The organism is Curvibacter sp. EU05-FHT14A10 (assembly GCF_058791075.1).
Window position 1 is genome coordinate 135,157 of the sequence record NZ_JBYTDE010000007.1, and the last position, 24,761, is coordinate 159,917.

22 protein-coding genes are annotated in these 24,761 nt (G+C 65.2%); 10 read left to right on the forward strand and 12 right to left on the reverse strand.

Features of this window, described 5'->3' with window-relative positions:
• Positions 1-81: 81 nt before the first annotated feature.
• The 3 genes from lspA to AC3WUT_RS15245 all read right to left on the reverse strand — a co-directional run bounded on the left by lspA (position 82) and on the right by AC3WUT_RS15245 (position 4,619).
• Positions 82-600, reverse strand: coding sequence for a signal peptidase II (lspA, locus tag AC3WUT_RS15235; RefSeq protein ID WP_492348123.1), 519 nt, complete (start codon positions 598-600; stop codon positions 82-84).
• Between the two features lie 44 nt (positions 601-644).
• Positions 645-3,491: an isoleucine--tRNA ligase gene (gene ileS, locus AC3WUT_RS15240; protein WP_492347927.1), complete on the reverse strand. Its 2,847-nt coding sequence runs from the start codon at positions 3,489-3,491 to the stop codon at positions 645-647.
• Between the two features lie 117 nt (positions 3,492-3,608).
• Positions 3,609-4,619 (reverse strand): bifunctional riboflavin kinase/FAD synthetase, encoded by a 1,011-nt coding sequence (locus AC3WUT_RS15245; protein ID WP_492347928.1) that lies wholly within the window; start codon positions 4,617-4,619, stop codon positions 3,609-3,611.
• 177 nt (positions 4,620-4,796) lie between these two features.
• Between AC3WUT_RS15245 and AC3WUT_RS15250 the strand changes: the two genes are divergently transcribed.
• On the forward strand, positions 4,797-5,357 hold the full coding sequence (locus AC3WUT_RS15250) for an HNH endonuclease (protein WP_492347929.1): 561 nt from the start codon (positions 4,797-4,799) through the stop codon (positions 5,355-5,357).
• 70 nt (positions 5,358-5,427) lie between these two features.
• On the opposite strand, the gene AC3WUT_RS15255 is transcribed toward AC3WUT_RS15250, so the two are convergent.
• The 4 genes from AC3WUT_RS15255 to AC3WUT_RS15270 all read right to left on the reverse strand — a co-directional run bounded on the left by AC3WUT_RS15255 (position 5,428) and on the right by AC3WUT_RS15270 (position 10,005).
• Positions 5,428-6,852, reverse strand: a complete 1,425-nt coding sequence (locus tag AC3WUT_RS15255; protein WP_492347930.1) for an alpha/beta fold hydrolase — start codon at positions 6,850-6,852, stop codon at positions 5,428-5,430.
• A 96-nt stretch (positions 6,853-6,948) separates the two neighbouring features.
• On the reverse strand, positions 6,949-8,064 hold the full coding sequence (locus AC3WUT_RS15260) for an acyl-CoA dehydrogenase family protein (RefSeq protein ID WP_492347931.1): 1,116 nt from the start codon (positions 8,062-8,064) through the stop codon (positions 6,949-6,951).
• A 12-nt stretch (positions 8,065-8,076) separates the two neighbouring features.
• Positions 8,077-9,255: an acyl-CoA dehydrogenase family protein gene (locus AC3WUT_RS15265; protein ID WP_492347932.1), complete on the reverse strand. Its 1,179-nt coding sequence runs from the start codon at positions 9,253-9,255 to the stop codon at positions 8,077-8,079.
• An 81-nt stretch (positions 9,256-9,336) separates the two neighbouring features.
• Positions 9,337-10,005, reverse strand: coding sequence for a YceH family protein (locus AC3WUT_RS15270; RefSeq protein WP_492347933.1), 669 nt, complete (start codon positions 10,003-10,005; stop codon positions 9,337-9,339).
• 184 nt (positions 10,006-10,189) lie between these two features.
• Here AC3WUT_RS15270 and purN point away from each other — a divergent pair, with 184 nt between their 5' ends.
• Complete coding sequence (gene purN / locus AC3WUT_RS15275) at positions 10,190-10,792, forward strand: phosphoribosylglycinamide formyltransferase (RefSeq protein WP_492347934.1); 603 nt, start codon at positions 10,190-10,192, stop codon at positions 10,790-10,792.
• Here purN and xopAW read toward each other — a convergent pair.
• The gene (xopAW, locus tag AC3WUT_RS15280) at positions 10,771-11,736 is read right to left on the reverse strand and encodes a XopAW family type III secretion system calcium-binding effector (protein ID WP_492347935.1); all 966 of its coding nucleotides are present in this window, start codon (positions 11,734-11,736) and stop codon (positions 10,771-10,773) included. The genes purN and xopAW overlap by 22 nt on opposite strands.
• 273 nt (positions 11,737-12,009) lie before the next feature.
• Between xopAW and AC3WUT_RS15285 the strand changes: the two genes are divergently transcribed.
• Together AC3WUT_RS15285 and AC3WUT_RS15290 are read left to right on the forward strand one after the other, a co-directional pair.
• Positions 12,010-12,744: a response regulator gene (locus AC3WUT_RS15285; RefSeq protein ID WP_492347936.1), complete on the forward strand. Its 735-nt coding sequence runs from the start codon at positions 12,010-12,012 to the stop codon at positions 12,742-12,744.
• An 86-nt stretch (positions 12,745-12,830) separates the two neighbouring features.
• Entirely contained in the window at positions 12,831-13,943 is a 1,113-nt protein-coding gene (locus AC3WUT_RS15290) for an ATP-binding protein (RefSeq protein ID WP_492347937.1), read from the forward strand.
• 3 nt (positions 13,944-13,946) lie between these two features.
• Here the strand turns inward: AC3WUT_RS15290 and AC3WUT_RS15295 are convergent, their stop codons facing one another.
• The gene (locus tag AC3WUT_RS15295; protein ID WP_492347938.1) at positions 13,947-14,210 is read right to left on the reverse strand and encodes a DUF1653 domain-containing protein; all 264 of its coding nucleotides are present in this window, start codon (positions 14,208-14,210) and stop codon (positions 13,947-13,949) included.
• A gap of 78 nt (positions 14,211-14,288) precedes the next feature.
• On the opposite strand from AC3WUT_RS15295, the gene AC3WUT_RS15300 reads away from it, so the two are divergent.
• From AC3WUT_RS15300 to AC3WUT_RS15310, 3 genes are all read left to right on the forward strand, one after another.
• On the forward strand, positions 14,289-15,557 hold the full coding sequence (locus AC3WUT_RS15300) for an RsmB/NOP family class I SAM-dependent RNA methyltransferase (protein ID WP_492347939.1): 1,269 nt from the start codon (positions 14,289-14,291) through the stop codon (positions 15,555-15,557).
• Between the two features lie 172 nt (positions 15,558-15,729).
• Positions 15,730-16,932: a DesA family fatty acid desaturase gene (locus AC3WUT_RS15305; protein ID WP_492347940.1), complete on the forward strand. Its 1,203-nt coding sequence runs from the start codon at positions 15,730-15,732 to the stop codon at positions 16,930-16,932.
• A 553-nt stretch (positions 16,933-17,485) separates the two neighbouring features.
• Positions 17,486-18,991 (forward strand): aminotransferase-like domain-containing protein, encoded by a 1,506-nt coding sequence (locus AC3WUT_RS15310; RefSeq protein ID WP_492347941.1) that lies wholly within the window; start codon positions 17,486-17,488, stop codon positions 18,989-18,991.
• Between the two features lie 98 nt (positions 18,992-19,089).
• On the opposite strand, the gene rpmG is transcribed toward AC3WUT_RS15310, so the two are convergent.
• From rpmG to trxB, 3 genes are all read right to left on the reverse strand, one after another.
• Positions 19,090-19,260, reverse strand: a complete 171-nt coding sequence (rpmG, locus tag AC3WUT_RS15315) for a 50S ribosomal protein L33 (protein ID WP_019574658.1) — start codon at positions 19,258-19,260, stop codon at positions 19,090-19,092.
• Between the two features lie 11 nt (positions 19,261-19,271).
• Positions 19,272-19,505: a 50S ribosomal protein L28 gene (gene rpmB, locus AC3WUT_RS15320; protein ID WP_019574657.1), complete on the reverse strand. Its 234-nt coding sequence runs from the start codon at positions 19,503-19,505 to the stop codon at positions 19,272-19,274.
• Between the two features lie 248 nt (positions 19,506-19,753).
• The gene (trxB, locus tag AC3WUT_RS15325; RefSeq protein WP_027478048.1) at positions 19,754-20,713 is read right to left on the reverse strand and encodes a thioredoxin-disulfide reductase; all 960 of its coding nucleotides are present in this window, start codon (positions 20,711-20,713) and stop codon (positions 19,754-19,756) included.
• A 212-nt stretch (positions 20,714-20,925) separates the two neighbouring features.
• Here trxB and AC3WUT_RS15330 point away from each other — a divergent pair, with 212 nt between their 5' ends.
• The 3 genes from AC3WUT_RS15330 to lolA all read left to right on the forward strand — a co-directional run bounded on the left by AC3WUT_RS15330 (position 20,926) and on the right by lolA (position 24,641).
• Positions 20,926-21,603, forward strand: coding sequence for a Crp/Fnr family transcriptional regulator (locus AC3WUT_RS15330; protein ID WP_492347942.1), 678 nt, complete (start codon positions 20,926-20,928; stop codon positions 21,601-21,603).
• A 64-nt stretch (positions 21,604-21,667) separates the two neighbouring features.
• On the forward strand, positions 21,668-23,989 hold the full coding sequence (locus tag AC3WUT_RS15335; protein ID WP_492347943.1) for a DNA translocase FtsK: 2,322 nt from the start codon (positions 21,668-21,670) through the stop codon (positions 23,987-23,989).
• A 10-nt stretch (positions 23,990-23,999) separates the two neighbouring features.
• Positions 24,000-24,641 carry an outer membrane lipoprotein periplasmic chaperone LolA gene (lolA, locus tag AC3WUT_RS15340; RefSeq protein ID WP_492347944.1) on the forward strand — a complete coding sequence of 214 codons (642 nt, stop codon included), beginning with the start codon at positions 24,000-24,002 and terminating at the stop codon, positions 24,639-24,641.
• Positions 24,642-24,761 lie beyond the last annotated feature (120 nt).

A 24,761-nucleotide genomic window follows, 5' to 3' on the forward strand; every position in this document is an offset into this window, starting at 1 on the left:
CGTCAGCGTGTGACGAGGTGATGACGGGAAGAGGAAAAAACGAGAAAGCCCGATCCGGTCGCCGGATCGGGGCTGGGGCGTTCAGCGCCCGCGCTTCACGCGCAGCAACTCATCGAGCACCAGGCAGATGGCGCCCAGGGTGATGGCACTGTCGGCAATGTTGAAGGCTGGGAAGTAGCCACCCGGGAACATGGGGGCCAGAAAGTCCCAGTGGAACTGCAGAAAGTCGACCACATAGCCATGCAGCAGCCGGTCCACCACGTTGCCGATGGCGCCGCCCAGGATGCTGGACAGGGCAAACGAGAACAGGCGTTGGCCGCTGTGCTGACGCAGCTGCCACAGGATGAAGCCAGCGGCGGTCAGCCCGATGCCGGTGAACAGCCAGCGCTGCCAGCCCGCCGCGGTGGCCAGGAACGAGAAGGCTGCACCGGTGTTGTGGGCCCGCACGATGTTGAAGAAGCTCAGCACGGTGGTGCTGTCGTGCAGGTGGTAGTAGCCCAGGATCAGCACCTTGGTGAACTGGTCCACGATCAGCACGATCAGCGCCCAGGCCAGCCAGGGCAGCAGGGCCCCCAGGGGGCCGCCCCCTGTCTTCACCATCTGGGCCTTCGGGGCACCGCCGCCCTTGCCGCGTGGCGCAGCCATCAGGCGAAGGCCCGGCTTTCGCCAGCCCCATGCAGGTTGCTGTCACAGCGGCCGCACAGGGTCGGGTGGGCGGGGTTGCTGCCCACATCGTCACGGTAGTGCCAGCAGCGTTCGCACTTGGCGGCGCTGGAGGGCGTGACGCTGGCGCTGGGTTCGCTGTCGGCGGCGGCCTCGGTCAGGCTGGCAGCCGAGGTGATGAAGACGAACTTCAGGTCATCGCCCAGGCTTTGCAGGGCGGCCAGCAAGTCGCTGCCCGCCGGCACGGCCAGGTTCACATTGGCCTGCAGCGAGGCGCCCACCTGGCCGGCCGAGCGCAGGGCTTCGATTTCCTTGTTGACCACTTCACGGGCGGCACGAATGCGGTCCCATTTGTCGAGCAGGGCGGCTTCGGTGGCGCCGAAGTTCCAGTAGGTGTCGATGAAGATCGATTCGGAGTGGCCCACCAGCTTCCAGGCCTCTTCGGCCGTGAAGCTGAGGAACGGTGCCATCCAGCGCAGCATGGCCTGGGTGATCTGGTACAGCGCCGTCTGGGCGCTGCGGCGTGCCAGGCTCTTGGGCGCGGTGGTGTAGAGGCGGTCTTTCAGCACGTCGAGGTAGAAGGCGCCGAGGTCTTCCGAGCAGTAGACCTGCAGCTTGGCCACCACGGGGTGGAACTCGTACTTTTCGTAGTGCGCCAGGATGGTGTCCTGCAGCTGGGCCGCGCGGGCCAGGGCATAGCGGTCGATCTCCAGCAACTGGTCGGCCGGCACGCTGTCGGTGGCAGGGTTGAAGTCGCTGGTGTTGGCCAGCAGGAAACGCAGGGTGTTGCGGATGCGGCGGTAGCTGTCGACCACGCGGGCCAGCACCTTGTCGTCACCGGCGATGTCGCCCGAGTAATCGCTGGCGGCCACCCACAGTCGGATGATCTCGGCGCCCAGCTTCTTGCTGACCTCATCGGGCTCGATGCCGTTGCCCAGCGACTTGCTCATCTTGCGGCCCTGGCTGTCCACCGTGAAGCCGTGGGTCAGCAGCCCGCGGTAGGGCGCGCGACCTTCGACGGCCGAAGCCAGCAGCAGCGAGGAGTGGAACCAGCCGCGGTGCTGGTCATGGCCTTCGAGGTACAGGTCGGCCTCGGGGCCGCTTTCGTGGTGAGCGGCCGGGTGGGTGCCGCGCAGCACATGCGAGAAGGTCGAACCCGAGTCAAACCACACCTCCAGGATGTCGCTGCTCTTGGTGTAGTGCGGCGCGTCTTCGGCGCTCAGGATGTCTTCGACCGTGACGCGGCTCCAGGCCTCGATGCCACCCTGCTCGATCAGCGCGATGGCGCGGTCGATGATGGCCATGGTGTCGGGGTGCAGCTCGCCGCTGTCCTTGTGCAGGAAGAAGGGCAGGGGCACGCCCCAGCTGCGCTGGCGGCTGATGCACCAGTCGGGGCGGCCGGCAATCATGTCGTGCAGGCGGGCCTTGCCGTTCTCGGGGTAGAAGCTGGTCTGTTCGACCGCGGCCAGGGCGATCTGGCGCAGGGTCTGCGGGGCCTTGTCGGTGGTGAAAACGCCCTCGCCTTCGTCCATGCGCACAAACCACTGCGCGGCGGCGCGGTAGATCACCGGCGTCTTGTGGCGCCAGCAGTGCGGGTAGCTGTGGACGATGTCGTGGGTGGCGAACAGGCGGCCGGCGTTGCGCAGGGCCTCGATGATCACCGGCACGGCCTTCCAGATGTGCTGGCCGCCGAACAGCGGGAAATCGGCCGCGTAGGTGCCGTTGCCCTGAACCGGGTTCAGGATGTCGTCGTAGGCCATGCCATGGGCGACGCAGCTGTTGAAGTCATCCACGCCATAGGCGGGCGACGAGTGCACCAGACCGGTGCCGTCGTCGGCGGTGGCGTAGTCCGCCAGGTACACCGGGCTGAAGCGGGCGTAGCCGGGGTCGACGTCGTACAGCGGGTGCTTGAAGTTGATCAGGCCCAGGTTCTTGCCCAGGGTGGTGGCCAGCACCTCGCCGTTCAGGGCGTAGCGCTCCATGCACTTCTCGACCAGCGAGGCGGCCAGCACCAGCAGGCCACGCTCGGTCTTGACCAGGGCGTAGTCCAGTTCGGGGTTCAGGTTCAGTGCCTGGTTGGCCGGGATGGTCCAGGCGGTGGTGGTCCAGATCACGGCAAAGGCGGGCTGGTCCAGGGCCGCCAGCCCGAAGGCCGCGGCCAGCTTGGCGGGCTCGGCGCACTCGAAGGCCACGTCCAGGGTGGTGCTCTTCTTGTCGGCGTATTCGATCTCGAACTCGGCCAGCGAGCTGCCGCAGTCAAAGCACCAGTACACGGGCTTGAGGCCGCGGTAGACGAAGCCGCGCTCCATCACACGCTTCAAGACACGCAACTCGCCGGCCTCGTTGGCGTAGTTCATGGTCTTGTAGGGGTTGTCCCATTCGCCCAGCACCCCCAGGCGCTTGAAACCGGCCATCTGGATGCCGATCTGTTCATTGGCGAAGGCGCGGCTCTTGGCCTGCATGTCGTCGCGGCTGAGGTTGCGCCCGAACTTCTTTTCGATCGCGTTTTCGATCGGCAGGCCGTGGCAGTCCCAGCCCGGCACGTACATGGCGTCCATGCCCTTGAGCTGGCGCGCCTTGACGATCATGTCCTTGAGGATCTTGTTGACCGCGTGACCCATGTGGATCTGGCCGTTGGCATAGGGTGGGCCGTCGTGCAGGATGAACTTCGGGGCACCGCAGCGGGCGTCGCGCAGCTTTTTGTAGATGCCTTTGTCCTCCCAGTCCTGCACCCAGCCCGGTTCGCGCTTGGGCAGGTCGCCCCGCATCGGGAAGGGGGTGTCGGGCAGGTTCAGGGTGCTGCGGAAATCAGGGGTTTGTTCAGCCATGGCTTTGTGTTGGATGGGGCATTGACAGGCTCAAACCCGGGCGCGGCCCGGTACGGGGAGAAGTCAGCCGTTTGCCCTGAGCCTGTTCCAAGGGGCGCGCAGCACGGTGTGCCGGCGTTAAATTCGGTCGCGGGTGGTCTGGCGATGGGTCTCTGCGTGCATGGACGCCAGAAACCGGCGAGCGTCATCGCAGTCCTGGTTGATGCCCTTCATCAGGGCGTCCAGACCGTCGTACTTGAGCTCGTCATGCAGTTTGTGCAGCAGTTCCACGCGGACAATTTTACCGTAGCCCCCGTCGGCACCCAGCGAGGCAGGCCAATCGAAGCAATGGGTCTCCAGCAGGACGCGTCCGCCATTGACGTCATTCGGGTCCAGGGACGGGCGCACACCCAGGTTGGCAACGCCCTCGACAGGGCGTTCGACCAGCCCATGCACGCGCACCACGAAGATGCCGCTGGCGGCGGGTTTCCAGTGCGAAAAGCGCAGGTTCAGGGTGCGGAAACCCAGCTCACGCCCCAGTTTGCGGCCATGCACCACATGACCGCTGATGGCATAGGTGCGGCCCAGCAGGCGGCCCACCGCCTCCAGGTCGCCGCGGCCCAGGGCCTCGCGCACGGCGGAGCTGGACACCCGCAGCCCGCGCACCTCGTAGCTGTTCATGCGCGCCACATCAAAGCCGCGCGCCGATCCGCTGGCGTCCAGCAGGGCGTAGTCCCCGGCGCGCTTGGCACCGAAACGGAAGTCGTCGCCCACCAGCACGTAGCGCACGCCCAGCCCTCGGATCAGCACATCGTCGATGAAGCCCTCGGGGGGCTGGCTGGCCAGCCGGGCATCAAAGGGCAGCACCACGGTCTGGTCTATGCCGCAGCGGGCCAGTTCTTCGAGCTTGTCGCGCAGGGTGCCGATGCGCGCCGGTGCCAGCTCGGCCCGGCCGGTGGCAGCTGCAAAGTAGTCGCGCGGGTGGGGCTCGAAGGTCAGCACGCAACTGGGCACGCCGCGGTGCTGGGCCTCGTTGCGCAGCAAGGCCAGCATGGCCTGATGGCCGCGGTGCACGCCGTCGAAGTTGCCGATGGTGAGCGCGCAGGCAGGGGCAATGCCCGGGTGCTGGAAGCCGCGGAATATCTTCATTGGAATGTTATCTTTTTGATAGCAAGGGGTGCCCGTCAGTCAAGCGCCTGAAGCCAAATTGTCATGAAAACAGGTTATATTGTGCGGCAGCAGGCGCGGCTTCGATGCAAATCGCTGCGGCTGCTCCCGAGATCTGCGTTCCAAGTCAGTGGTTTTCAACCCTTGTAGGAGTGTCACTTGAAGGTCTTGAAGCTGTCCGCCCAGGGCTTGCCCCAGTCCTGGATCACCCTGGAGCAGGCCGTGATTCATTACGCGGCCGGCGAAGTCCGATGGGAGTCCGGCGCCCAGATCGCGGTGTTCCGCGGCGGGCACAATGCCATCACGGGCGAGCAGTCGCAGATCGTGGTCAACAGCATCATCGGCACCAAGGGTGTGCCCAACATCAGCCCTTTTCAGTTGCGCCCGGGCCTGACCAACAGCAAACTCTTTGCACGTGACCGCAATGTGTGCGCCTACTGCGGCGAGCATTTCCATGAAGCCGAGCTGACCCGCGAGCACATCGTGCCCTTCGCCCAGAACGGTGTCGACACCTGGATGAATGTGGTCACGGCCTGCAAGGCCTGCAACCACCGCAAGAGCCATCGCACCCCTGAGCAGGCCCGCATGCCCCTGCTTTACGCCCCCTATGTGCCCAGCCTGTGGGAAGACTTCATCCTGCGCAACCGGCGCATCCTGTCGGACCAGATGGAGTTCCTGATGGCGCATGTGCCCAAATCCTCTCGCCTGAGTGCGCATTGAGCGGTGTCTTGGCTTGTGCTGAAGCCAGCGTGCGCTGGGCAAAAAGCCCGCGCACGTGGCTTTCGAGACCTCAGTAGGTGAGCTCCAGCACGGTCAGGTGCCCCGCTTCTGCGGGCCAGTTGCGCCCGGCCACGGTTTCTCCATTGAACTGACCCACGACCGCCCGCTGTGCCTGCGCGGGCAGGTGCAGCCGTGCCGATGAGGCGCCCGCCGTGCCACTGGACGGCACGCCGGGCAGGCTGGCTTGTCCATCCAGGCTCAGGCTGTCGCGGCGCGGGTCAAAGTACCCGCGTGGGCGGGTGAATACCACCACGCTGCCGGGCTGTCGGGCTTCTGTTTCAGCCAGCCGCTCAGCCCGCAGGTGCACCCAGTCGCTGGAGCGGGCAAAGGGGCTGCGGTAGAGGTGGGTGGTGGCGTAGCCCGGTGCGCTGATCACAAATTCGTAGGCCTGCCCCGCTTCGGCGGTGAAGGGGCCCCACAGGCCGTCGCTGCCCACGGTCTTTTGATGCACCGGGGCGCCCTGGCGCAGCCCTGTTTCAGCGCCCACCGCGTAGATTTCAAGCTTGGCCCCGGGCAGGGGCAGGTTGTTGGTGTAGCTGCCGCTGGCGGGGTCGAGCGGGTTCAGGCCCAGGCCGGTGATCTTGCCCTGCAGCACCGGTCGGGTTTGCATGGCAATGCCCTGGCGGCGCGGGGCCTCCCCGGTGAGAAAGCGCCACATGGCCTCGAAGGCGGGGCGCGAATAGGCGGTTTCGCGGTGGTCCACGCCTGGGATGATCACGTTCTCGGCCCCCTTGAGTTCGGGGCCGGCGGCCGTCACGAAGGTGGGCTGGCCGGGGCGGCCGATCCAGACCCCGTCGGGCGAGGCGAATTTGTCGTTGTGGTCGGACCGGATGGTGAGCCAGCGGGTGGGGCCGTCCACCTCGTCACCGGCCGGGTTGCGGGGGCGGTTGAGCTCACTCAGGAAGGGGCCTGTGCCCGAGAACTCGTTGCCTTCGCGAAAGCCGGGAATCGCCCACACGCCGTGGTTGGGCGTGCCCCCCAGGATGGCGTGGCTGACGGTGCGCTGGCCCCCACCATGGCGGATGTAGTTGCGGATGGCGTTGCCGCCCCGCGAGTTGCCGATCAGCACCACCTGGGTGCTGCCGGTGGCTTGCAGCACCCGCTCGACCTCGGCCTTCAGGAAGGCCATGTGCTCGGCGCTGGAGCTGCGACCGGGTTGAGGCTTGGCATCGTCGTCACGGGCCAGGGGGTAGGGCAGATCGATGGCGAACAGGCGGTCGGCAGGCCAACCTTCGGTCTCGAAGCGCCAGGCCGTGGTGATCCACAGGGCGGCCGTGTCGCCATTGCCGTGCACGAAGACGATGGGCGGGCGAGGTGTCGCTGGGGGCGCCAGGCTGGCGCAGCCCGACAGGGCGCCCAGAGCCAGCGCGCTGCCGGACAGTCCGAGGAAGCCGCGGCGTGACAGAGGGGCTTGATGCGGGGTGGTGCGGGGCATGACAAGGTTCCTGAAATTAAAAATGGCCCGCTGCGAGGGGCAACGGGCCATGTTGATGCCGTGATTTGACGGCGCTGTGGCAAGAACCGGGCGGGCTCAGGCAAAAACGCCGGCCGTGTCCTGCATGCGGCTGGACACCTCACCCAATTGGTGCAGGCTGTCGCCGAAAGTCATCTCGAGTTGGGTGAGCTTCTTGAAGTAGTGGCTCACGATGTACTCGTCGGTCACGCCGATGCCGCCATGCAGCTGCACGGCTTGCTGGCCCACAAAGCGCATCGACTGGCCCAACTGGTACTTGGCCCGTGCCATGGCGGCGCGGCGTTCGGCGGTCGGGGCATTGAGCTTGAGTGCGGCGTAATAGCTCATCGAGCGCGCCAGCTCCAGCTGCATCTTGATGTCGGCCACGCGGTGGCGCAGGGCCTGGAAGCTGGAGATCACCACATTGAACTGCTTGCGCGTGTTCATGTACTCGACCGTCACGGCCAGGGTCTTGTCCATCACGCCCACGGCTTCGGCACAGGCGGCGGCGATGCCGATGTCCACGGCATGCTCCAGGGCGGTCTGGCCGTCGGCGGTGACCAGGGTGGCCGGGGCATTGCTGAGGCTCAGCTCAGCCGCACGACCACCGTCCTGGGTGCTGTAGCCCCGGGCACTGACGCCGGCAGCCTGGCGCTCGACCAGGAACAGCGCGGTTTGGCCGTTGAGCTGGGCCGGCACCAGGAAGGCGTCGGCCTGGTCGCCTGCAGGCACCAGGCTCTTGTGGCCGCTGACCGTGTGGCCTGCGCCGGCGGCCACGGCGGTGGCTTCGGTCGCGTCCAGTCGGTAACGGGCCTTGCGCTCCTGATGGGCCAGCACCACCAGGGCTTCGCCCGAGCCAATGCGGGGCAGCCAGGCCGCCTTGAGTTCGGCGCCGGCGTAGTGGGCCAGCACCGCGCCCGAGATCAGGGCGTGGGCGAAGGGCTCGATCACGATGCCGCGGCCCAGTTCCTCGAGCACCACCATGCCCTCGACCGGGCCCATGCCCAGGCCGCCATCGGCCTCGGGGATGTACAGGCCGGTCAGGCCCAGTTCGGCCAGTTCGCCGTAGGCCTCGCGCGAGAATCCACCGCTGTTGGCAATGCCGCGGCGGCGCTCGAAGTCGTAGCCCTTGTCAACCCATTTGCGCACGGCGTCGCGGAGTTGTTCCTGGTCGTCGGTGAAATCGAAATCCATGTGTGTCTCCTCTCAGCCCAGCACCGTCTGCGCGACGATGTTGCGTTGCACTTCGTTCGAGCCGCCGTAGATGGTGGTCTTGCGCATGTTGAAGTAGGTGGATGCCAGGGGCGCGCAGTAGGCGGCGCCCACGTGCTCGCCCTGCCAGCCGGCGTCCATGGCCTCGTGGATGTAGGGCAGGCTGTAGGGGCCGGCGGCCAGCATCATGAGTTCGGAGTAGCGTTGCTGGATCTCGCTGCCGCGGATCTTCAACAGACCGGCGATGTCGAGCGAGTTCTTGCCCGATTTCTCGGCCGACAGCACGCGCAGCACCAGCATTTCGAGGGCCACCACATCGACCTCCAGCTTGGCGATCTCGTCACGGAAGCGCAGGTCGTCGTACACGCCTTCGGCCTTGGCGATGCGCTTGAGGCGTTCGAGTTCGCGCTTGGCACGGTTCACGTCGGCGATGTTGGTGCGTTCGTGGCTCAGCAGGTGCTTGGCGTAGGTCCAGCCCTTGTTCTCTTCGCCGATCAGGTTCTCGGCCGGCACTTCGACGTTGTCGAACCAGACCTCGTTGACCTCATGGTCGCCATCGAGCAGCTTGATGGGGCGCACGGTCACACCGGGCGACTTCATGTCGATCAGCAGGAAGCTGATGCCGGTCTGCGGCTTGCCTTCGTTGCTGGTGCGCACCAGGCAGAAGATCCATTCGCCATACTGACCCAGCGTGGTCCAGGTCTTCTGGCCGTTGACGATGAACTTGTCGCCACGGCGCTCGGCGCGGGTCTTGACCGAGGCCAGGTCCGAGCCCGAGCCCGGTTCGCTGTAGCCCTGGCTCCACCACACTTCGCCGCTCGCAATGCCGGGCAGGAAGCGCTGTTGCTGTTCGGCGTTGCCAAAGGCCATGATCACGGGGGCCACCATCACCGGGCCGAAGGGCACGACGCGGGGGGCGCCGGCCAGGGCGCATTCTTCTTCGAAAAGGTGCTTTTGCACGGCATTCCAGCCGGGGCCGCCGAATTCCTTGGGCCAGGCATGGCCCAGCCAGCCCTTCTTGCCAAGAATCTTGGCCCAACGTTGCATGTCGTCACGGGTCAGGCGCAGCGCGTTGTGCACCTTGTGTGACAGGTCGGCGGGCAGGTTTTCCTTGACCCAGGCACGAATCTCTTCGCGGAACTTCTGTTCTTCAGGGGTGAATGCCAAATCCATGGGGTTGTCTCCGAATGAAGCTTTTTGTCGTCCGACCGAGGCGTCGGAAGGCAACCCGCGATTTTTAGCACGGTCGTTCGATCAGCCCTGTCCGGGGTGTGACAAGCCCAGTTGTTCGCACAGTTTTTCCAGGGTGGCGCGCAGCGTGGCCACCTCGGCCTCCAGCACCTCGACCCGGGCCTGCAGCGCCGGGCTGGCGGCCGGCGCCGTGCCTGCGGCCGGGGTGCTCAGCAGGGACTCATCCACCGGTCCGCACAGCAGGTTGGCCCAGCGGGCTTCGCGCGAGCCCGGTGCACGGGGCAACTTGAGCACCAGCGGCCCACCTTTTTCGCTGGAGCGCTCCTGCAGTTCCTCCAGAAAGCCTTCGACCGAGGAAATGTCGGCAAACCGGTGCCAGCGCTCGCTGTTGATGCGCAGCTCGCCTGCGGTCTGGGGGCCGCGCAGCATCAGCAGGCCGAGCAGCACGGCGGATTGATCCGGCACTTCAAGCACGCGCTTGAAGTTGTGTTCGTAGCGCGAGGCCCGTCCGCCACTGGTTTCGAACACCAGCGACAGGTGCTTGAGTTCATCAAGCGCCTCCTGGGCTTCGGCATCGCTGAGCTGCATCAGGGGTTCTCGGCTGGTCTTCTGGTTGCAGCCCGAGACCACGGCATTGAGGGTCAGAGGGTAGCTGTCGGGCACGGTGCGCGCCTTTTCCATCAAGGTGCCCAGGACGCGGGCTTCGGTGGGGCTGAGGGGGCGAAGAGGCATGGTGGGGGTCCTGAAACAGAGATCGGTGCAGCGGCCAGGGCGACAGGGCCGGGCCTGCTGGTGGCAAGCCGGATTTTGCCTGCAGCGGGCGGGGCGCGGGTCGAACGGCCGTCGCCTGGTTCGCTCTGGGATAATCGCGGGCTGTTTCCAGAGGGCTCCGGTATGCCGCGGGCCCGTCCCATCCATGAAAAACATCGTGATCCTGATCTCCGGCGGCGGCTCGAACATGAAGGCGCTGGTCCGCGCCGCGCAGCGCGAGAACTGGGCGCAACGCCATGGCGCACGTGTCGTGGCCGTGATCAGCAACAAGGCCGATTCGGCCGGTTTGGCGTGGGCGCAGGCGCAGGGCCTGGCCACCGCTGTCCTGAGCCACCGCGACTTCGCGAGCCGCGAGGCCTTTGATGCGCAGCTGGCGCAAATGATCGACCAGCATGAGCCAGCACTGGTCTTGCTGGCCGGGTTCATGCGCATCCTCACGCCCGGTTTTGTGGCTCACTATGCAGGCCGCCTGATCAACATCCACCCCTCTTTGCTGCCGGCCTTCACGGGGTTGAACACGCATCAGCGCGCCATCGAGGCAGGCTGTTGCTTTGCGGGTGCCACGGTGCACCGCGTGACGGCCGAACTCGATCACGGCGAAATTCTGGGCCAGGCCGTGGTGCCGGTGCTGCCCTCGGACCAGCCTGAGCAGCTGGCCGCCCGGGTCCTGAGCCAAGAGCATCAGCTGTACCCGGCCGTGGTGGCGCGACTGCTGGCGCGTCAGGTTCAGGCCGATGCGCTGAGCTGACTGCCGATTTCGTTCCAGCCGTGCATGTGGGCCTGGTATTCGCGCCGGGCGGCCTGCACCAGTTGCACCAAATCCTGGGTCGAGGCGTTGCTGCTGGCATCGTTGTCGCTGCCTGTGCCGTTGGAGCCGCTGCCGGCGCTGGAGCTCGTCGCTGTCGTGCTGTCGACTTGGCTGGCCAACTGGCTCAGGAAAGTCTGGGCCTCGCTGCTGCTGATGTCGCCGCTCTGATCGCTGTCGATGGTGTCGAACAGGGCTTGCAGTGGATCTTCCGAGCTGCTGGTGCCCGCCGTGCTGCTGCTGTTCAGGCTGTCGGTCGGGGGTGGCGGGGGCGGCATGCCACCGGCTTGAGGAGGGCCATCCCGGCCTTGTGGGCGGGCGGCATCGAACTCGCTGGCGCTCAGGCTGCCGTCGCCATTGGCGTCGAGCTGACTGATCACATCCGAGGCGCTGAGCGCCGAGCTGCTGGTGCCCTGGTCTGAGGCCATCTGATCGAGCAGGCTCTGCAGCTCGTCCTGACTCACGCTGTTGTCGCTGTTGGTGTCGAGCTGGCTGAACAGGTCATCGCCGGCCTGGCCAGTGGCCGTCGAGGCGGACGAACTGCTGGCGGTGTTGCTGCGTGACTGGACAAAGTCCAGCGTCGATGGGGGTGGCGGCAGCACGGATTTCAGGGCATCGCCCAGTTCGCTGGCGCTCAGGCTGCCATCACCATTGCTGTCATTGGCCGTCAGCAGGTCGGTGGCACTGGTGCTGCTGGTGCTGAGACCGGTTTTCTGGGAGACATCGGACAGCAGGTTCTGCAGTTCCGTGCTGTCCACACTGCCGCTGTTGTCGGCGTCGAATTGACTGAACAGGCGCTCGGTCAGACGCCCGCCGCCTGGGGGCCGGGGCGGCATGGCATTGGTCCAGCCACTGCTGGCGCTGGAGACGGTGCTGAGGCTGGTCATGGTGCTTCCTTTCAGATCAGGCTGAAGCGGTTCCCATGCAGACGTCGACCGGTCAATTTGCAGCAGCGTTCATGGGCTGGCCTCGATTTTTCGGGGCCTGGGTAAATCTGGTTTGTCGGTGATGTATCCGGGCTGATACGAAAGTCTTTTCAAAGCTTTGAAAAGCGGGGGTAAAGAAGTTGGACAACCGTTTCCAAGGGCTAACGGGCTGCTTACACTGCCGCCACAAAACGCCTCTTTCATCGCCTCCCCCTTTGCCTCTTTCGACGACCCATGCAACACATTTTGGTGGTGGACGATGACGCAGACATCACCACCTTGCTGGCTCAGTACCTGGGCCGTTTCGGATTCACGGTGCACACGGCTGCCGACGGTGAGTCCATGCGAGCACGCCTCAACAGCCACCCCATCGATCTGGTCGTGCTGGACCTCATGCTGCCCGGTGTGGATGGTTTGGCGCTGACGCGCGAACTGCGCGCCCGCTCCTCGCGCCTGCCCATCATCATGCTCACGGCCCGAGGCAATGCCTATGACCGCGTGCTGGGCCTGGAGATGGGGGCTGACGACTACATGAGCAAGCCCTTCGAGCCGCGAGAGCTGGTGGCGCGCATCCAGACGGTGCTGCGGCGCAGCGCTGCGGGTGCCACTTCGGTACCCCAGGCCGTCGAGGCCGAGGTGGTGCATTTCGATGGCTGGTCGCTTTACCGCATGGAGCGCCATCTGGTGTCGCCAGAGGGCGTGGTCATCCCTTTGTCGAATGCAGAGTTCCGCTTGCTGTGTACCTTCCTGGGCATGCCCCGGCGCATCTTCAGTCGTGACCAACTCATGGAGCAGGCGCGGGGGCGCGCCATGGACGCCTTTGAGCGCAGCATCGATTTGCTGGTGTCCCGGCTGCGGCAGAAGCTGTCGGACGACCCTCGCGAACCGCGCCTGATCAAGACCGTGCGAGGGGCGGGTTACCTGCTCAACGTGCGTTCCGTGCAGGGTCACGTCGGATGGCAGCGCTGAGGCCGGCAAACCCCAAGCAAGACGCGCGAGGCCAGGGCACTGGCGCGCCGCAGGCGGTGCTGTCAGCGCCAGCCTGGCGGCGATGGTTGTACCGTCGGGTACCGAGCACCTTGTTCGGCCGCCTGGCCTTGTTGTTGTTTGTGGCGGTGCTGGCCAGCCATGTTCTGGCACTCACGCTGATGTTCAACCTGCACGACCTCACCGGGCATGGCCCGCCGCCACCGCCGCAGGTGCTTCAGGAGGCCGCTGGCGAGCCCTCGGCGCAGGCTGGGGAGCGGCGTCCGCCCCGGGCTCCGGGCGAGCCAGGCCGACGTGAGCCGCCTGGCCCGCCCAGCCTCTGGGATGCCGGTTTGCTGCTGGACATCGGTGTGCGGCTGGCGGCCTTGATGGTGGCGGCCTGGGTGGGTGCGCGCTGGCTGTCCAAACCCATCGACCGACTGGCGCTGGCGGCCCGCGAGCTGGGCAAGAACATCGATCGTCCGCCCTTGTCCGAAGATGGCCCGGCCGAATGCAAGGCGGCGATCCAGGTGTTCAACCAGATGCAGGCCCGCATCCGCCAGCAGCTGGAGGAGCGCGATCGTTTCGTGGCCGCGGTGTCGCACGATTTGCGCACGCCCCTGACCCGCTTGCGCCTGCGTGCAGAAACCCTGGAGAGCAGCGAGGACCGCCGGCAGTTCGGCCGCGACATCGTCGAGATGGATGAAATGATCACGGCCACGCTGGATCACCTGCGTGGGGTGGCCGACCCGGAACCCATGGTTCAGCTGGACGTGAAGGCCCTGGTGGACAGCCTGGCGGACGACCAGCAGGCCTGTGGCCACTGGGTGCCCGTGCATGGGCGCGCGGGTTTGCTGCCGGCCCAGGCCGGGGCCTTGCGCCGTTGTGTGGGCAATCTGATCGGCAATGCAATCCGCTATGGCGGTCAGACCGAGGTGTTTCTGTGGGACACGGGGGATGAGGTCGGCATCGAGGTGCGCGACCATGGCCCCGGGCTGCCCGAGGCCGAGCTGGAGCGAGTGATGGCCCCTTTCTACCGTGTGGAGGGGTCGCGCAACCGGCACCATGGCGGGGTGGGTTTGGGGCTGTCGATTGCGCGCGACATCGTGGCCCGCCACCAAGGCAGTCTGCAGTTGCGCAACGCTCAGGGCGGTGGCCTGTTGGCCATCGTGGTGTTGCCGCGCCCGCAGGCGGCCCACTGAGGCTCAGGCCGCTGCGGGGTCGGCCTCGTCGACAGGCGAAAAGCGCGGCACTGACCGGCCTCCGATGTCGACGAGTTCCAGGAACATGGCGGCGGGCCTCACCCACAGCCCCTGTTGCCCGTAGAGGGCCCGGTACAGCGTCAGGGGTTCCAGCGTCTCGCTGTGGCGCACGGTGTCGATGACCCGGTACAGGCCCCCGCGGTAGTGCCGGTAAAGCCCGGGTGGAACGCGCGGGCTGAGTTCGGGTAGATCTGAGTCGTCAGGCATGGGGTTTGTCGGCATGAAGGGGCCGGGCAGTATGCCGCAATGGCCGTGCATCCGGGCAAGCGTGGGAAAATGCAGTCTATGCACCCTAAAGCCCTGTTGGATGCCTGCGCCGAACTGGTCAGGCTCTCCCTTCTTTTCGACCACCCCGCTGACTCGGTGGTGTCCCGTTTTTTCCGTGATCACCGCAACCTCGGTCCCCGCGAACGCGCCACGCTGGCCGAGACCACCTACAACGTGCTGCGCCAGAAGTTGCGCTTCGAATACCTGGCCCGCTCAGGCTCCGGTCCGAAGGAGCGCCGGTTGGCCATTCTGGGCTTTCATGGCCCGCGCGATTTCGTCAAGAGCGCGTTGACCGATCAAGAGCGCAACTGGCTCGATGCCTGCGACGCAGTCACCGACGCTGATCTGATGGAGCCGCATCGGCACAACCTGCCCGAGTGGCTGGCGGCGCCGCTCAAGGCCCAGGTTGGCGAGGGCTTCTGGGCCCTGGCGGCCAGCATGAACCAGGGCGCACCCCTGGATTTGCGGGTGAACGCCCTGGCCGACAAGCGCGAGGCGGTGCAAAAGGAGCTCAAGACCGCCGGCATCAAGGCCGAGCCCACGCCTTATTCGCCCTGGGGCCTGCGTGTCGATGGCAAGCCGGCCCTGACCAAGCTCGATGCCTTCACCCGCGGCGCCATCGAGGTGCAGGATGAGGGCAGCCAACTGCTGGCCCTGCTGCTGGATGCCCACCGTGGCGAGATGGTGGTTGATTTCTGTGCCGGCGCCGGGGGCAAGACCCTGGCCATCGGGGCCAGCATGCGCAACACGGGGCGTCTGTATGCCTTTGACACCTCGGGCCATCGCCTGGATGCGCTCAAGCCCCGCCTGGCCCGCAGCGGGCTGTCGAATGTGCACCCCGCTGCCATTGCCCACGAGCGCGATGACCGCATCAAACGCCTGGCCGGCAAGATCGACCGCGTGCTGGTGGACGCTCCTTGCTCCGGCCTGGGGACCCTGCGCCGCAACCCTGATCTGAAATGGCGTCAAAGCCCCAAGGCGATCGAAGAGCTGGTGGTGAAGCAGACGGCGATCCTGCAAAGCGCGGCGCGCCTGCTGAAGCCGGGCGGCCGTCTGGTCTATGCCACCTGCAGCATCCTGCCCCAGGAGAACGAGGCCATTGCCGAGGCCTTTTCGGCGGCCAACCCCGACTTCCTGCCACTGGATGCCGCGCCCACGCTGACCCAACTGAAGGTGCCGCAGGCCGAATTGCTGTGCACCGGTGAGGGCGGGCGTTACCTGCGCCTGTGGCCGCACCTGCATGCCACCGACGGCTTCTTTGCCGCCGCCTGGACGAAAAAGCCCTGAGGCGGGGCGGGGCCGGCCGGCCCCGTCAAGGCGGGATAGCAGGGCAATCCATAAGGTTAAAAAAACCGTGTATAGGCTTTGAGCGATTAAAATTCGTGCTAGCTGCGTCCTGCAGCTTTGTTGTTTGGGGAGCAGTCCCCATGAATTCCTTCATCGAGGACAAGGTTCATACATGTTTTTACCGGATTGGGCTGTGCTGAATGCGGCCATCGACTGGCTGGGTCACGGCCTTTGGGATCTGACCTGGTGGCAGGTCGTGCTGTACACATTGGTGACCACCCACCTGACCATCTGCGGCGTGACCATCTTCCTGCACCGTTCGCAAGCCCACCGCGCGCTGGATCTGCACCCCATTCCCCAGCATTTCTTCCGCTTCTGGCTGTGGATCGGCACCGGCATGGTGACCAAGCAGTGGGTCGCCATCCACCGCAAGCACCACGCCAAGTGCGAAACCCCGGAAGACCCGCACAGCCCGCAGACCCGCGGCATTGAGACCGTGTTCTGGCAAGGGGCCGAACTGTACCGAGCCGAAGCCAAGAACACCGAAACCATCGCCCGTTTTGGCCACGGCACACCGGACGACTGGATCGAGCGCAACCTGTATACGCGTTTCAGCTGGCAGGGCGTGGGCCTGATGCTGATCCTGAACCTGGCCATGTTTGGCGCTTTGGGCGCCACCGTGTGGGCTGTTCAGATGCTTTGGATCCCGATCACTGCGGCAGGCATCATCAATGGCATCGGCCACTACTGGGGTTACCGCAACTTCGAGGCGCCAGACGCCAGCACCAACATCTCGCCGATCGGGATCATCATTGGTGGCGAAGAACTGCACAACAACCACCACACCTACCCGACCTCGGCCAAATTCGCGGTCAAGCCCTATGAGTTCGATATTGGCTGGGTCTACATCAGCCTGATGTCCAAGATTGGATGGGCCAAGGTCAAGAAGACGCCGCCCAAGCTGCAACTCGGCGATATCCGTCCGGTGGCCGACGAAAAGACGCTGGAGGCCTTGATCGCCAACCGCTACGAGGTCATGGCTGGTTACGCTCGCGGCGTTCGCCAGGAGCTGGCGGCGCTCAAGGTCAAGCAAGGTGATGCCCGTCTGCTGGATGCCGCCCGCCGCTGGCTGCACCGTGATGCCGAAAAGGTGCCTGCTGCAGCCCAGCCCGAGCTCGCACAGGCACGTGCTGCCTACCCGGCGCTCGACAAAATGGTGGTGATGCGCGAAGAACTGCGCCAGCTGTGGCTCAACACCTCGCAGTCGCGCGAACAACTGACGCGCGACCTGCAGGCCTGGTGCCGCCGTGCCGAAGAGAGCGGCATTGCCGCCCTGCGCGATTTTTCGATCAGGTTGCGCGCCGCCCAGGCCTGATCGCTGTCAGCCAGTTCGTCAAGAGCCGCCCCCAGGTCATCAGGCCGGGGCGGCTTTTTTGTGGCCGGATCGGGTTGGCCGCGACGGCTGGGGGCGCCTTATTCTCAGCGGCCATGTGCCACCGGCCCCGGCAAGCGGCGATCCCGGGGTTGTGCAGGCTGACCCAGCCCGTGGCTGGGCAGCGCCAGCCTTGAGCGGCCTGTAGCTGAAGTGGCTGACCCCGGTCGGGTTGGCCTGGGTACAGCAGGATTTGCAGCGGCCCGCTCAGGCCTCGCAATTCGCTGCCTTCAGCCACCCACATCAGGCGCTGGCCTGAAGGTTCGAGCGACAGGGTGTGCTGAGACGAGGGCGCACGCGTTGGAGGTCGGGCTGCAAGGGAAGGGGGGGTGTCGTTCTTCATGCCTTCAGCGTAGGGCGCCGACGTCTCGCCCAACAGGCACAGCAGGGCGAAGCTGGAGGCGCATCAGATCTGAAAAATCAGGGCTGTTACGGTAGCAAGGCTGTCTTTCTGTATCTGTTGTGCTCTGGTGCCTTGGGGCATCATGGTCACCTCATGTCCGATCTCCAAACCAGTCTGCGCGCCGAGCCTGTTCCACTTTACCGGCAGGTGGCCGAGCACTACCACCAGGCGATCCGGCAGGGGGTGTTGGGGCTTGGCACCCGCATGCCCTCCGTTCGCGAGCTGATGCAGCGCCATGACGTGAGCTTGAGCACCGCTTTGCAGGCCTTGCGCACGCTGGAGTCCCTGGGCTGTGTGCAGGCGCGGCCTCGGGTCGGGTATTTTGTGTGCGAAGGCCCTCAGGCTTTGCTCGGTGAGTGCTCTGAGCCCGACCTGAAAGTGCCGCTGCACCGTCTGGATGGCGCTGAATTTGCGGGCATCAATGAACGCATTTCGCTGTGGCTTGAAAAGAGCCGCCTGGCCCAGGTGCGCATCGATCTGGGCTCGGCGATGCCGGCGCCCGAATTGTTTGATGGCGCGGCCTTGAATCGCATCGGCGCTGCCTTGTTGCGGGAACAGCCTGAGATCCTCGTGCAGGGGCATTCGCGGCCTGGAACGCATCCGATCTTCCAGGCGGCGATGGCCCGGCGTGCCCTGGAGTCGGGTGTGCATGTGGCGCCCCACGAGGTGATGTCGACGCTGGGTAACTCCGAGGCGGTGAATCTGGCCCTCAGCGCGGTGGCTGAGCGGGGCGATGTGATTGCCGTGGAGTCGCCTACTTTCTATGGCCTGCTGCAGGCGGTGGAGGCGCAGAACCTGCGGGCCATCGAGATTCCCAGCAGTGCCCGCACCGGCTTGTCGCTGGAGGCCCTGGAGTTGGCCGTGCAACAGGAGCCGCGGCTCAAGGCGGTGGTGGCGGTGCCTCATTTGCAGATGCCACACGGGGCGGTGATGCCGGACGATCACAAGGCGCGCCTGGTCGCCTTCTGTGAGCAGCACCGTCTGGCGCTGATCGAGGACGACATTTACCGTGAATTGGTCGATGCCCAGGGCATTTCACGACCGCTCAAGGCCTGGGATCGGACGGGTCAGGTGATCTACTGCGTGTCGTTCAACAAGACCCTGGCGCCGGGCTTGCGTCAGGGCTGGATGAATGGGGGGCGCTGGCACACCCGGGTCCAGATGCTCAAGTTTGCCAAGACCCGCAACATGCAGGTCTGGGCGCAATTGCTGGCGGCGCGCTGTGTGGAGTCAGCGGCCTTTTCGCGGCACCTGAGCCGCTTGCGTGCTCACTTGGGCCGGCAACGTGAGCGCAGCGTTCAGGCCGTGGCACGTCATTTTCCGGTCGGTACGCGCCTCAATGTGCCACCGGGTGGCCTGAGCCTGTGGATCGAGTTGCCTTTGGGGGTTTCTTCATCCCTGTTGTTCGAGCGTGCGCTGGCCTGTGGCATCCGTGTGGCGCCAGGGCCGATGTTCTCCAACACCGGTCGCTATGAGCGATTTGTGCGCCTGAGTTGCGGCCTGCCCTTCACGCCCGAGGTCGAGGCGGCCTATGTCACGCTGGGCCAGTTGGCCAAGGCCATGATCGCGGAGGATCCGCTGGGCCTGTCGGCCGCCTGAGTCCGGACGACTCGGGCTCGGGGGGCTGAGTCCTGGTGGCGCGGGCAACAAAAAAGCCACCGGGCCGGGGCCGGGTGGCTTCGAGGGAAAGGGCTGAATTACTTCAGCTTGATTTCCTTGTAGTCGACGTGCTTGCGAGCTTTCGGATCAAATTTCTTGATCAGCATCTTCTCGGGCGTGGTCTTCTTGTTCTTGGTGGTGGTGTAGAAGTGGCCGGTACCCGCAGTGGATTCCAGCTTGATCTTTTCGCGTCCGCCTTTGGCTGCCATGGTGATTCTCCTTAAGCCTGGCCACGTGCGCGCAGATCTGCGAGCACAGAGTCGATACCGTTCTTGTCGATCAGACGCAGAGCGGCGCTGGAAACACGCAGGCGAACCCAACGGTTTTCAGTTTCAACCCAGAAACGGCGGTATTGCAGGTTCGGCAGGAACCGGCGCTTGGTTTTGTTGTTGGCGTGGGAAACGTTGTTCCCGACCATCGGGCCCTTGCCCGTGACTTCACATTTGCGTGCCATGTGGACACTCCTAAGACTGTTAACGGCCTGAGCCGCACCTCGCCACCCGGGCCGGTCAAGGCACTTGCCAACGTGTTTCGGGACAGGCCCGAGGCACCCGGCAGGGTGGCGGTGGAGGTAATTTGCAAATTGGGTGCAGCCTGAGACCGCGCCTTTTCAGCAAAGCTAAAGATTATAGCCTGGGGCCGGATCTGCCTACAAGCGGTTTGCAGGCAGCGGTCAGTGGTACTGCGTCAGCCCCGTCGTTTTCAGGCCTGACCGTCCTGCTCCAGGAAGCGCTGGGCGTCCAGCGCGGCCATGCAGCCCGTGCCGGCGCTGGTGATGGCCTGGCGATAGATGTGGTCTTGCACATCGCCGGCGGCGAACACGCCCGGCACGCTGGTCATGGTGGCAAAGCCCTGCAGACCCGAGCGGGTGACGATGTAGCCGTCCTTGGTGTCGATCTGGCCCTGGAAGATCTCGGTGTTGGGCTGGTGGCCGATGGCGATGAAGCAGCCGGTCAGTGCGATGTCTTCGGTGCTGCCGTCTTCGGTGCTTTTCAGCCGCACGCCGGTCACGCCCGAGGCATCGCCCAGCACTTCTTCCAAGGTGCGGAACAGCTTGAGTTCGATCTTGCCCGCCGCCACTTTTTCAGCCACCTTGTCCACCAGGATGGGTTCGGCCTTGAACTTGTCGCGGCGGTGGATCAGGGTCACCTTGCGCGCGATGTTCGACAGATAAAGGGCTTCTTCGACCGCGGTGTTGCCGCCGCCGACCACGCACACATCCTGGTCACGGTAAAAGAAGCCGTCACAGGTGGCGCAGCCTGACACGCCGCGGCCCATGAAGCTTTGCTCCGAGGGCAGGCCCAGGTATTTGGCCGAGGCGCCGGTGGCGATGATCAAGGCGTCGCAGGTGTACTGGCCGCTGTCGCCGCTCAGGGTGAAGGGGCGCTTGGACAGGTCCACCGAGTTGATGTGGTCAAAGACGATCTCGGTCTTGAAACGCTCGGCGTGCTCCAGAAAACGCTGCATCAGCTCGGGGCCTTGCACGCCATTGACATCGGCTGGCCAGTTATCGACCTCGGTGGTGGTCATGAGCTGGCCGCCCTGGGCCATGCCGGTGACCAGCACCGGGTTCAGGTTGGCGCGCGCCGCATAGACTGCAGCGGTGTAGCCGGCAGGGCCGGAGCCGAGGATGAGAACTTTGGCGTGTTTGGTGTTAGACATGGTAAAAGCCTGATGAAATAGCGACCGTGGGGTCCCTGTATATGGGGGCGCTGCAGAAGTATCAACTGGTGCCACCGGATCGGTGGCCCTGTGTTTTCAATGATCGCGATTGTAAGAATCTAATCCAGATTCAGGCCCCGGGTGGGTTTACAAGCCCCTGTTAACCTCAGCATCCGGTGATGACGCCGGGTGTGCCAAGGAGATTTCACGACATGACGACCATGGTGTCCAACCTTGAACTGCTGCGGCGTGTGCCCTTGTTCGCTTTGCTGACAGCGGCCCAGGCCGAGCTCATTTCGCGGGTGGTGGTCAAGCGGCGCTTCAAGCGCGGCGAAGCCTTGGTGGAGCAGGGCAGCAAATCGGATGCGCTCTACATTTTGCTCAATGGCCGTGTTCGCGTGCTGACCACTGACAAGCGGGGGCGTGAAGTGATTCTGGCCACCTTGCGCACGGGTGATCACCTGGGCGAAATGAGCCTGATCGACAACCAGACCCATTCGGCCACCGTGCGGGCCGAGATCCAGACCGATGTGCTGACTTTGGGGCGGGCCGAGTTCCTGCGTTGCCTGCAGGACAACAGCAGCGTGGCCTATGCCGTGATGAAGCGACTGGTGCAGCGTTTGCGCCAGGCGGATCAGAAGATCGAATCGCTGGCCCTGATGGACGTGTACGGCCGGGTGGCCCGGGCCTTGATGGAGCACGCCAGCGAGGGCCCTGAAGGGGTGCTGGTGATCCGCGACAAGCTGTCGCGCCAAGACATTGCGAAGATGGTGGGCGCCTCGCGTGAGATGGTCAGCCGGGTCATGAAAGACCTGGAGGAGCGTGGCTTTGTGCAGACCGACGAGGCCGGCTGCATGACGGTCAAGGACCGGCTGCTGCAGCTGACCTGAACACCGCCGGCCCCAGCGCCGCGACACGCTTGCGCTGCGCTAAGCTTGGCGCCCTTGACTGCCTATGACCTATTCCCTTCACACCCTGAATTCCTCCGCCCCGGCCCGTGACCGCGACGCTCCGGTGCGCTATGGGGTCAGCCGTTTCACCCACGAGATCGGCCTGATCGTCTGGGCGGCCCTGCTGGTGCTGTGGCTTCTGGCCTTGCTCACCTACCATGCGCAAGACCCGGCCTGGTCGACCACGGGGGGCGGCCTGAAGGTGCTGAACTGGAGTGGGCGCCTGGGGGCCTGGCTGGCTGATGTCAGCTATTTTATGCTGGGCTTTTCCGTCTGGTGGGGTGTCGCTGCGGCCGTGCGGGCCTGGCTGGCCAGCCTGGCGCGCTGGATGCGTGCAGACGAGACCGGGCAGCCCGGGTCGCGCTGGCCTTTCTGGTTGGGCCTGGTGTTGCTGGTGCTGGCCAGCACGGCGCTGGAATGGACCCGGCTGTACCGCTTCGAGGGGCATCTGCCGGGCCACGCCGGGGGCGTGCTGGGCTACCTCACGGGCCCCTTGCTGATGAAGTGGCTGGGCTTCACCGGGTCGGCGCTGCTGACCCTGACCGTGGGCCTGATCGGCAGCGCACTGGTGTTCCGTTTCTCCTGGGGCCATGCGGCCGAGCGCCTGGGTGCGGCGCTGGATTCGCTGGTGCAGTCGCGCCGCAAGAAGAGCGAGATCGCCGAAGACCTGGCGGTGGGCAAGCGTGCTGCGCGCGAACGCGAGGAGGTGGTGCACGAAGAGCGCATCGAAATCCGTGAACACCACCCGAAGCCGGTGCAGATCATCGAGCCGGTGATGCTGGACGTGCCCAAAAGCGAGCGCGTGGTCAAGGAGCGACAAAAGCCCCTGTTCACCGACATGCCCGACAGCAAGTTGCCGCAGGTCGATCTGCTGGACGGTGCACTGTTGCGGCAGGAGACGGTCTCGCCTGAAACCCTGGAGATGACCAGCCGCCTCATCGAGAAAAAGCTGAAGGACTTTGGCGTCGAGGTGCGCGTGGTGCTGGCTTCGCCGGGCCCGGTCATCACCCGTTACGAGATTGAACCCGCCACGGGCGTGAAGGGCTCGCAGGTGGTGAACCTGGCCAAGGACCTGGCCCGTTCGCTGAGTCTGGTGTCGATCCGGGTGATCGAGACCATTCCGGGCAAGAACTACATGGCGCTGGAGTTGCCCAACGCCAAGCGCCAGACCATCAAGCTCAGTGAGATCCTGGGCTCGCAGATCTACCACGAGGCCAAATCGCTGCTCACCATGGGCCTGGGCAAGGACATCATCGGCAACCCGGTGGTGGCCGATCTGGCCAAGATGCCCCACGTGCTGGTGGCCGGTACCACGGGCTCGGGCAAGTCGGTGGGGATCAACGCCATGATCCTGTCGCTGTTGTACAAGGCCGAGGCCCGTGATGTGCGCCTGCTGATGATCGACCCCAAGATGCTGGAAATGTCGGTCTACGAGGGCATTCCCCATCTGCTGGCCCCCGTGGTCACCGACATGAAGCAGGCCGCCAACGGCCTGACCTGGTGCGTGGCCGAGATGGAGCGCCGCTACAAGCTGATGAGCAAGCTGGGGGTGCGCAACCTGGCCGGCTACAACACCAAGATCGACGAGGCCAAGGCGCGGGAAGAGTTCATCTACAACCCCTTCAGCCTGACCCCCGAGAGCCCGGAGCCCCTGCAGCGCCTGCCCCACATCGTGGTCGTGATCGACGAGCTGGCCGACCTGATGATGGTGGTGGGCAAGAAGATCGAAGAGCTGATTGCCCGCCTGGCCCAGAAGGCCCGTGCGGCCGGCATCCACCTGATCTTGGCCACCCAGCGCCCCAGCGTGGATGTGATCACCGGCCTGATCAAGGCCAACATCCCGACTCGAATCGCCTTCCAGGTGAGCAGCAAGATCGACAGCCGCACCATCCTGGACCAGATGGGGGCCGAAGCCCTGCTGGGCATGGGCGACATGCTCTACATGCCCAGTGGCACCGGCTTCCCCGTCCGGGTGCACGGTGCGTTTGTCAGCGATGAAGAGGTGCACCGCGTGGTCAGCTACCTGAAAAGCCAGGGCGAGCCCGACTACATCGAAGGTGTGCTCGAAGGCGGCACCGTGGACGGTGACGACGGCCCGGGCGGCGAGGGCGGGGGTGAGGGCGGCGAGAAAGACCCGATGTACGACCAGGCCGTTGAAGTGGTGCTCAAGGATCGCAAGGCCAGTATCTCGTATGTGCAGCGCAAGCTGCGCATCGGCTACAACCGGTCAGCCCGCCTGCTCGAAGACATGGAAAAAGCCGGCCTGGTGAGTGCCCTCACCACCAGCGGCCAGCGCGAGGTGCTGGTGCCCGCACGCAACGAATGAGAGTGAGCCCATGAAGATCCGAAACCCTCTGGCAGCCCTGGGATTGGGCTTGATCCTGGCCGGGCCCGCCCTGGCCGGCGGCCTGGATGCGCTCGAAGCCTTTGTCAAAGGCACCCGCAGTGGCAAGGCCGACTTCACCCAGGTGGTGACGGCGCCGGCGCGTGAGGGGCAGGTGGCGCGCAGCAAGAGCTCCAGCGGCGTGTTCGAGTTCCTGCGCCCGTCGCGCTTCCGGTTCGACTACCGCAAGCCGTTTGAGCAGCAGCTGGTCGCCGATGGCCAGACCGTGTGGCTTTATGACGTGGACCTGAACCAGGTCACTGCGCGCAAACAGTCGCAGGTGTTGGGTTCGACCCCGGCGGCCCTGCTGGCCTCGGCACCCGATCTCAAGTCGCTGGAGGCTGAATTCAAGCTCGCGGCCTTGCCCGAGCAGGATGGGCAGCAGTGGGTGCAGGCCCTGCCCAAGTCGCGTGACGGCCAGATCCAGAGCGTGAAGATCGGCTTCAAGGGCGAGCAACTGGCCACCCTGGACATCGTGGACAGCTTTGGCCAGCGATCGGTGCTGAGCTTCACCGGTTTTCAGGCCAACCCCAGCCTGCCGGCCGATGCCTTTCAGTTCAAAGCCCCTAAGGGCGCCGACGTCGTGCAGCAGTAGCCGCGGCTGAAAACAGGTGTTCATCAGGCGGTCTTTACCATCCGTTTGTCAACGTCTGCGTGTCGCTCGTCGTTGCGTGTTCATCGCTTGAAGACTGCTTGGCCACCCGGCCGGTGCGGG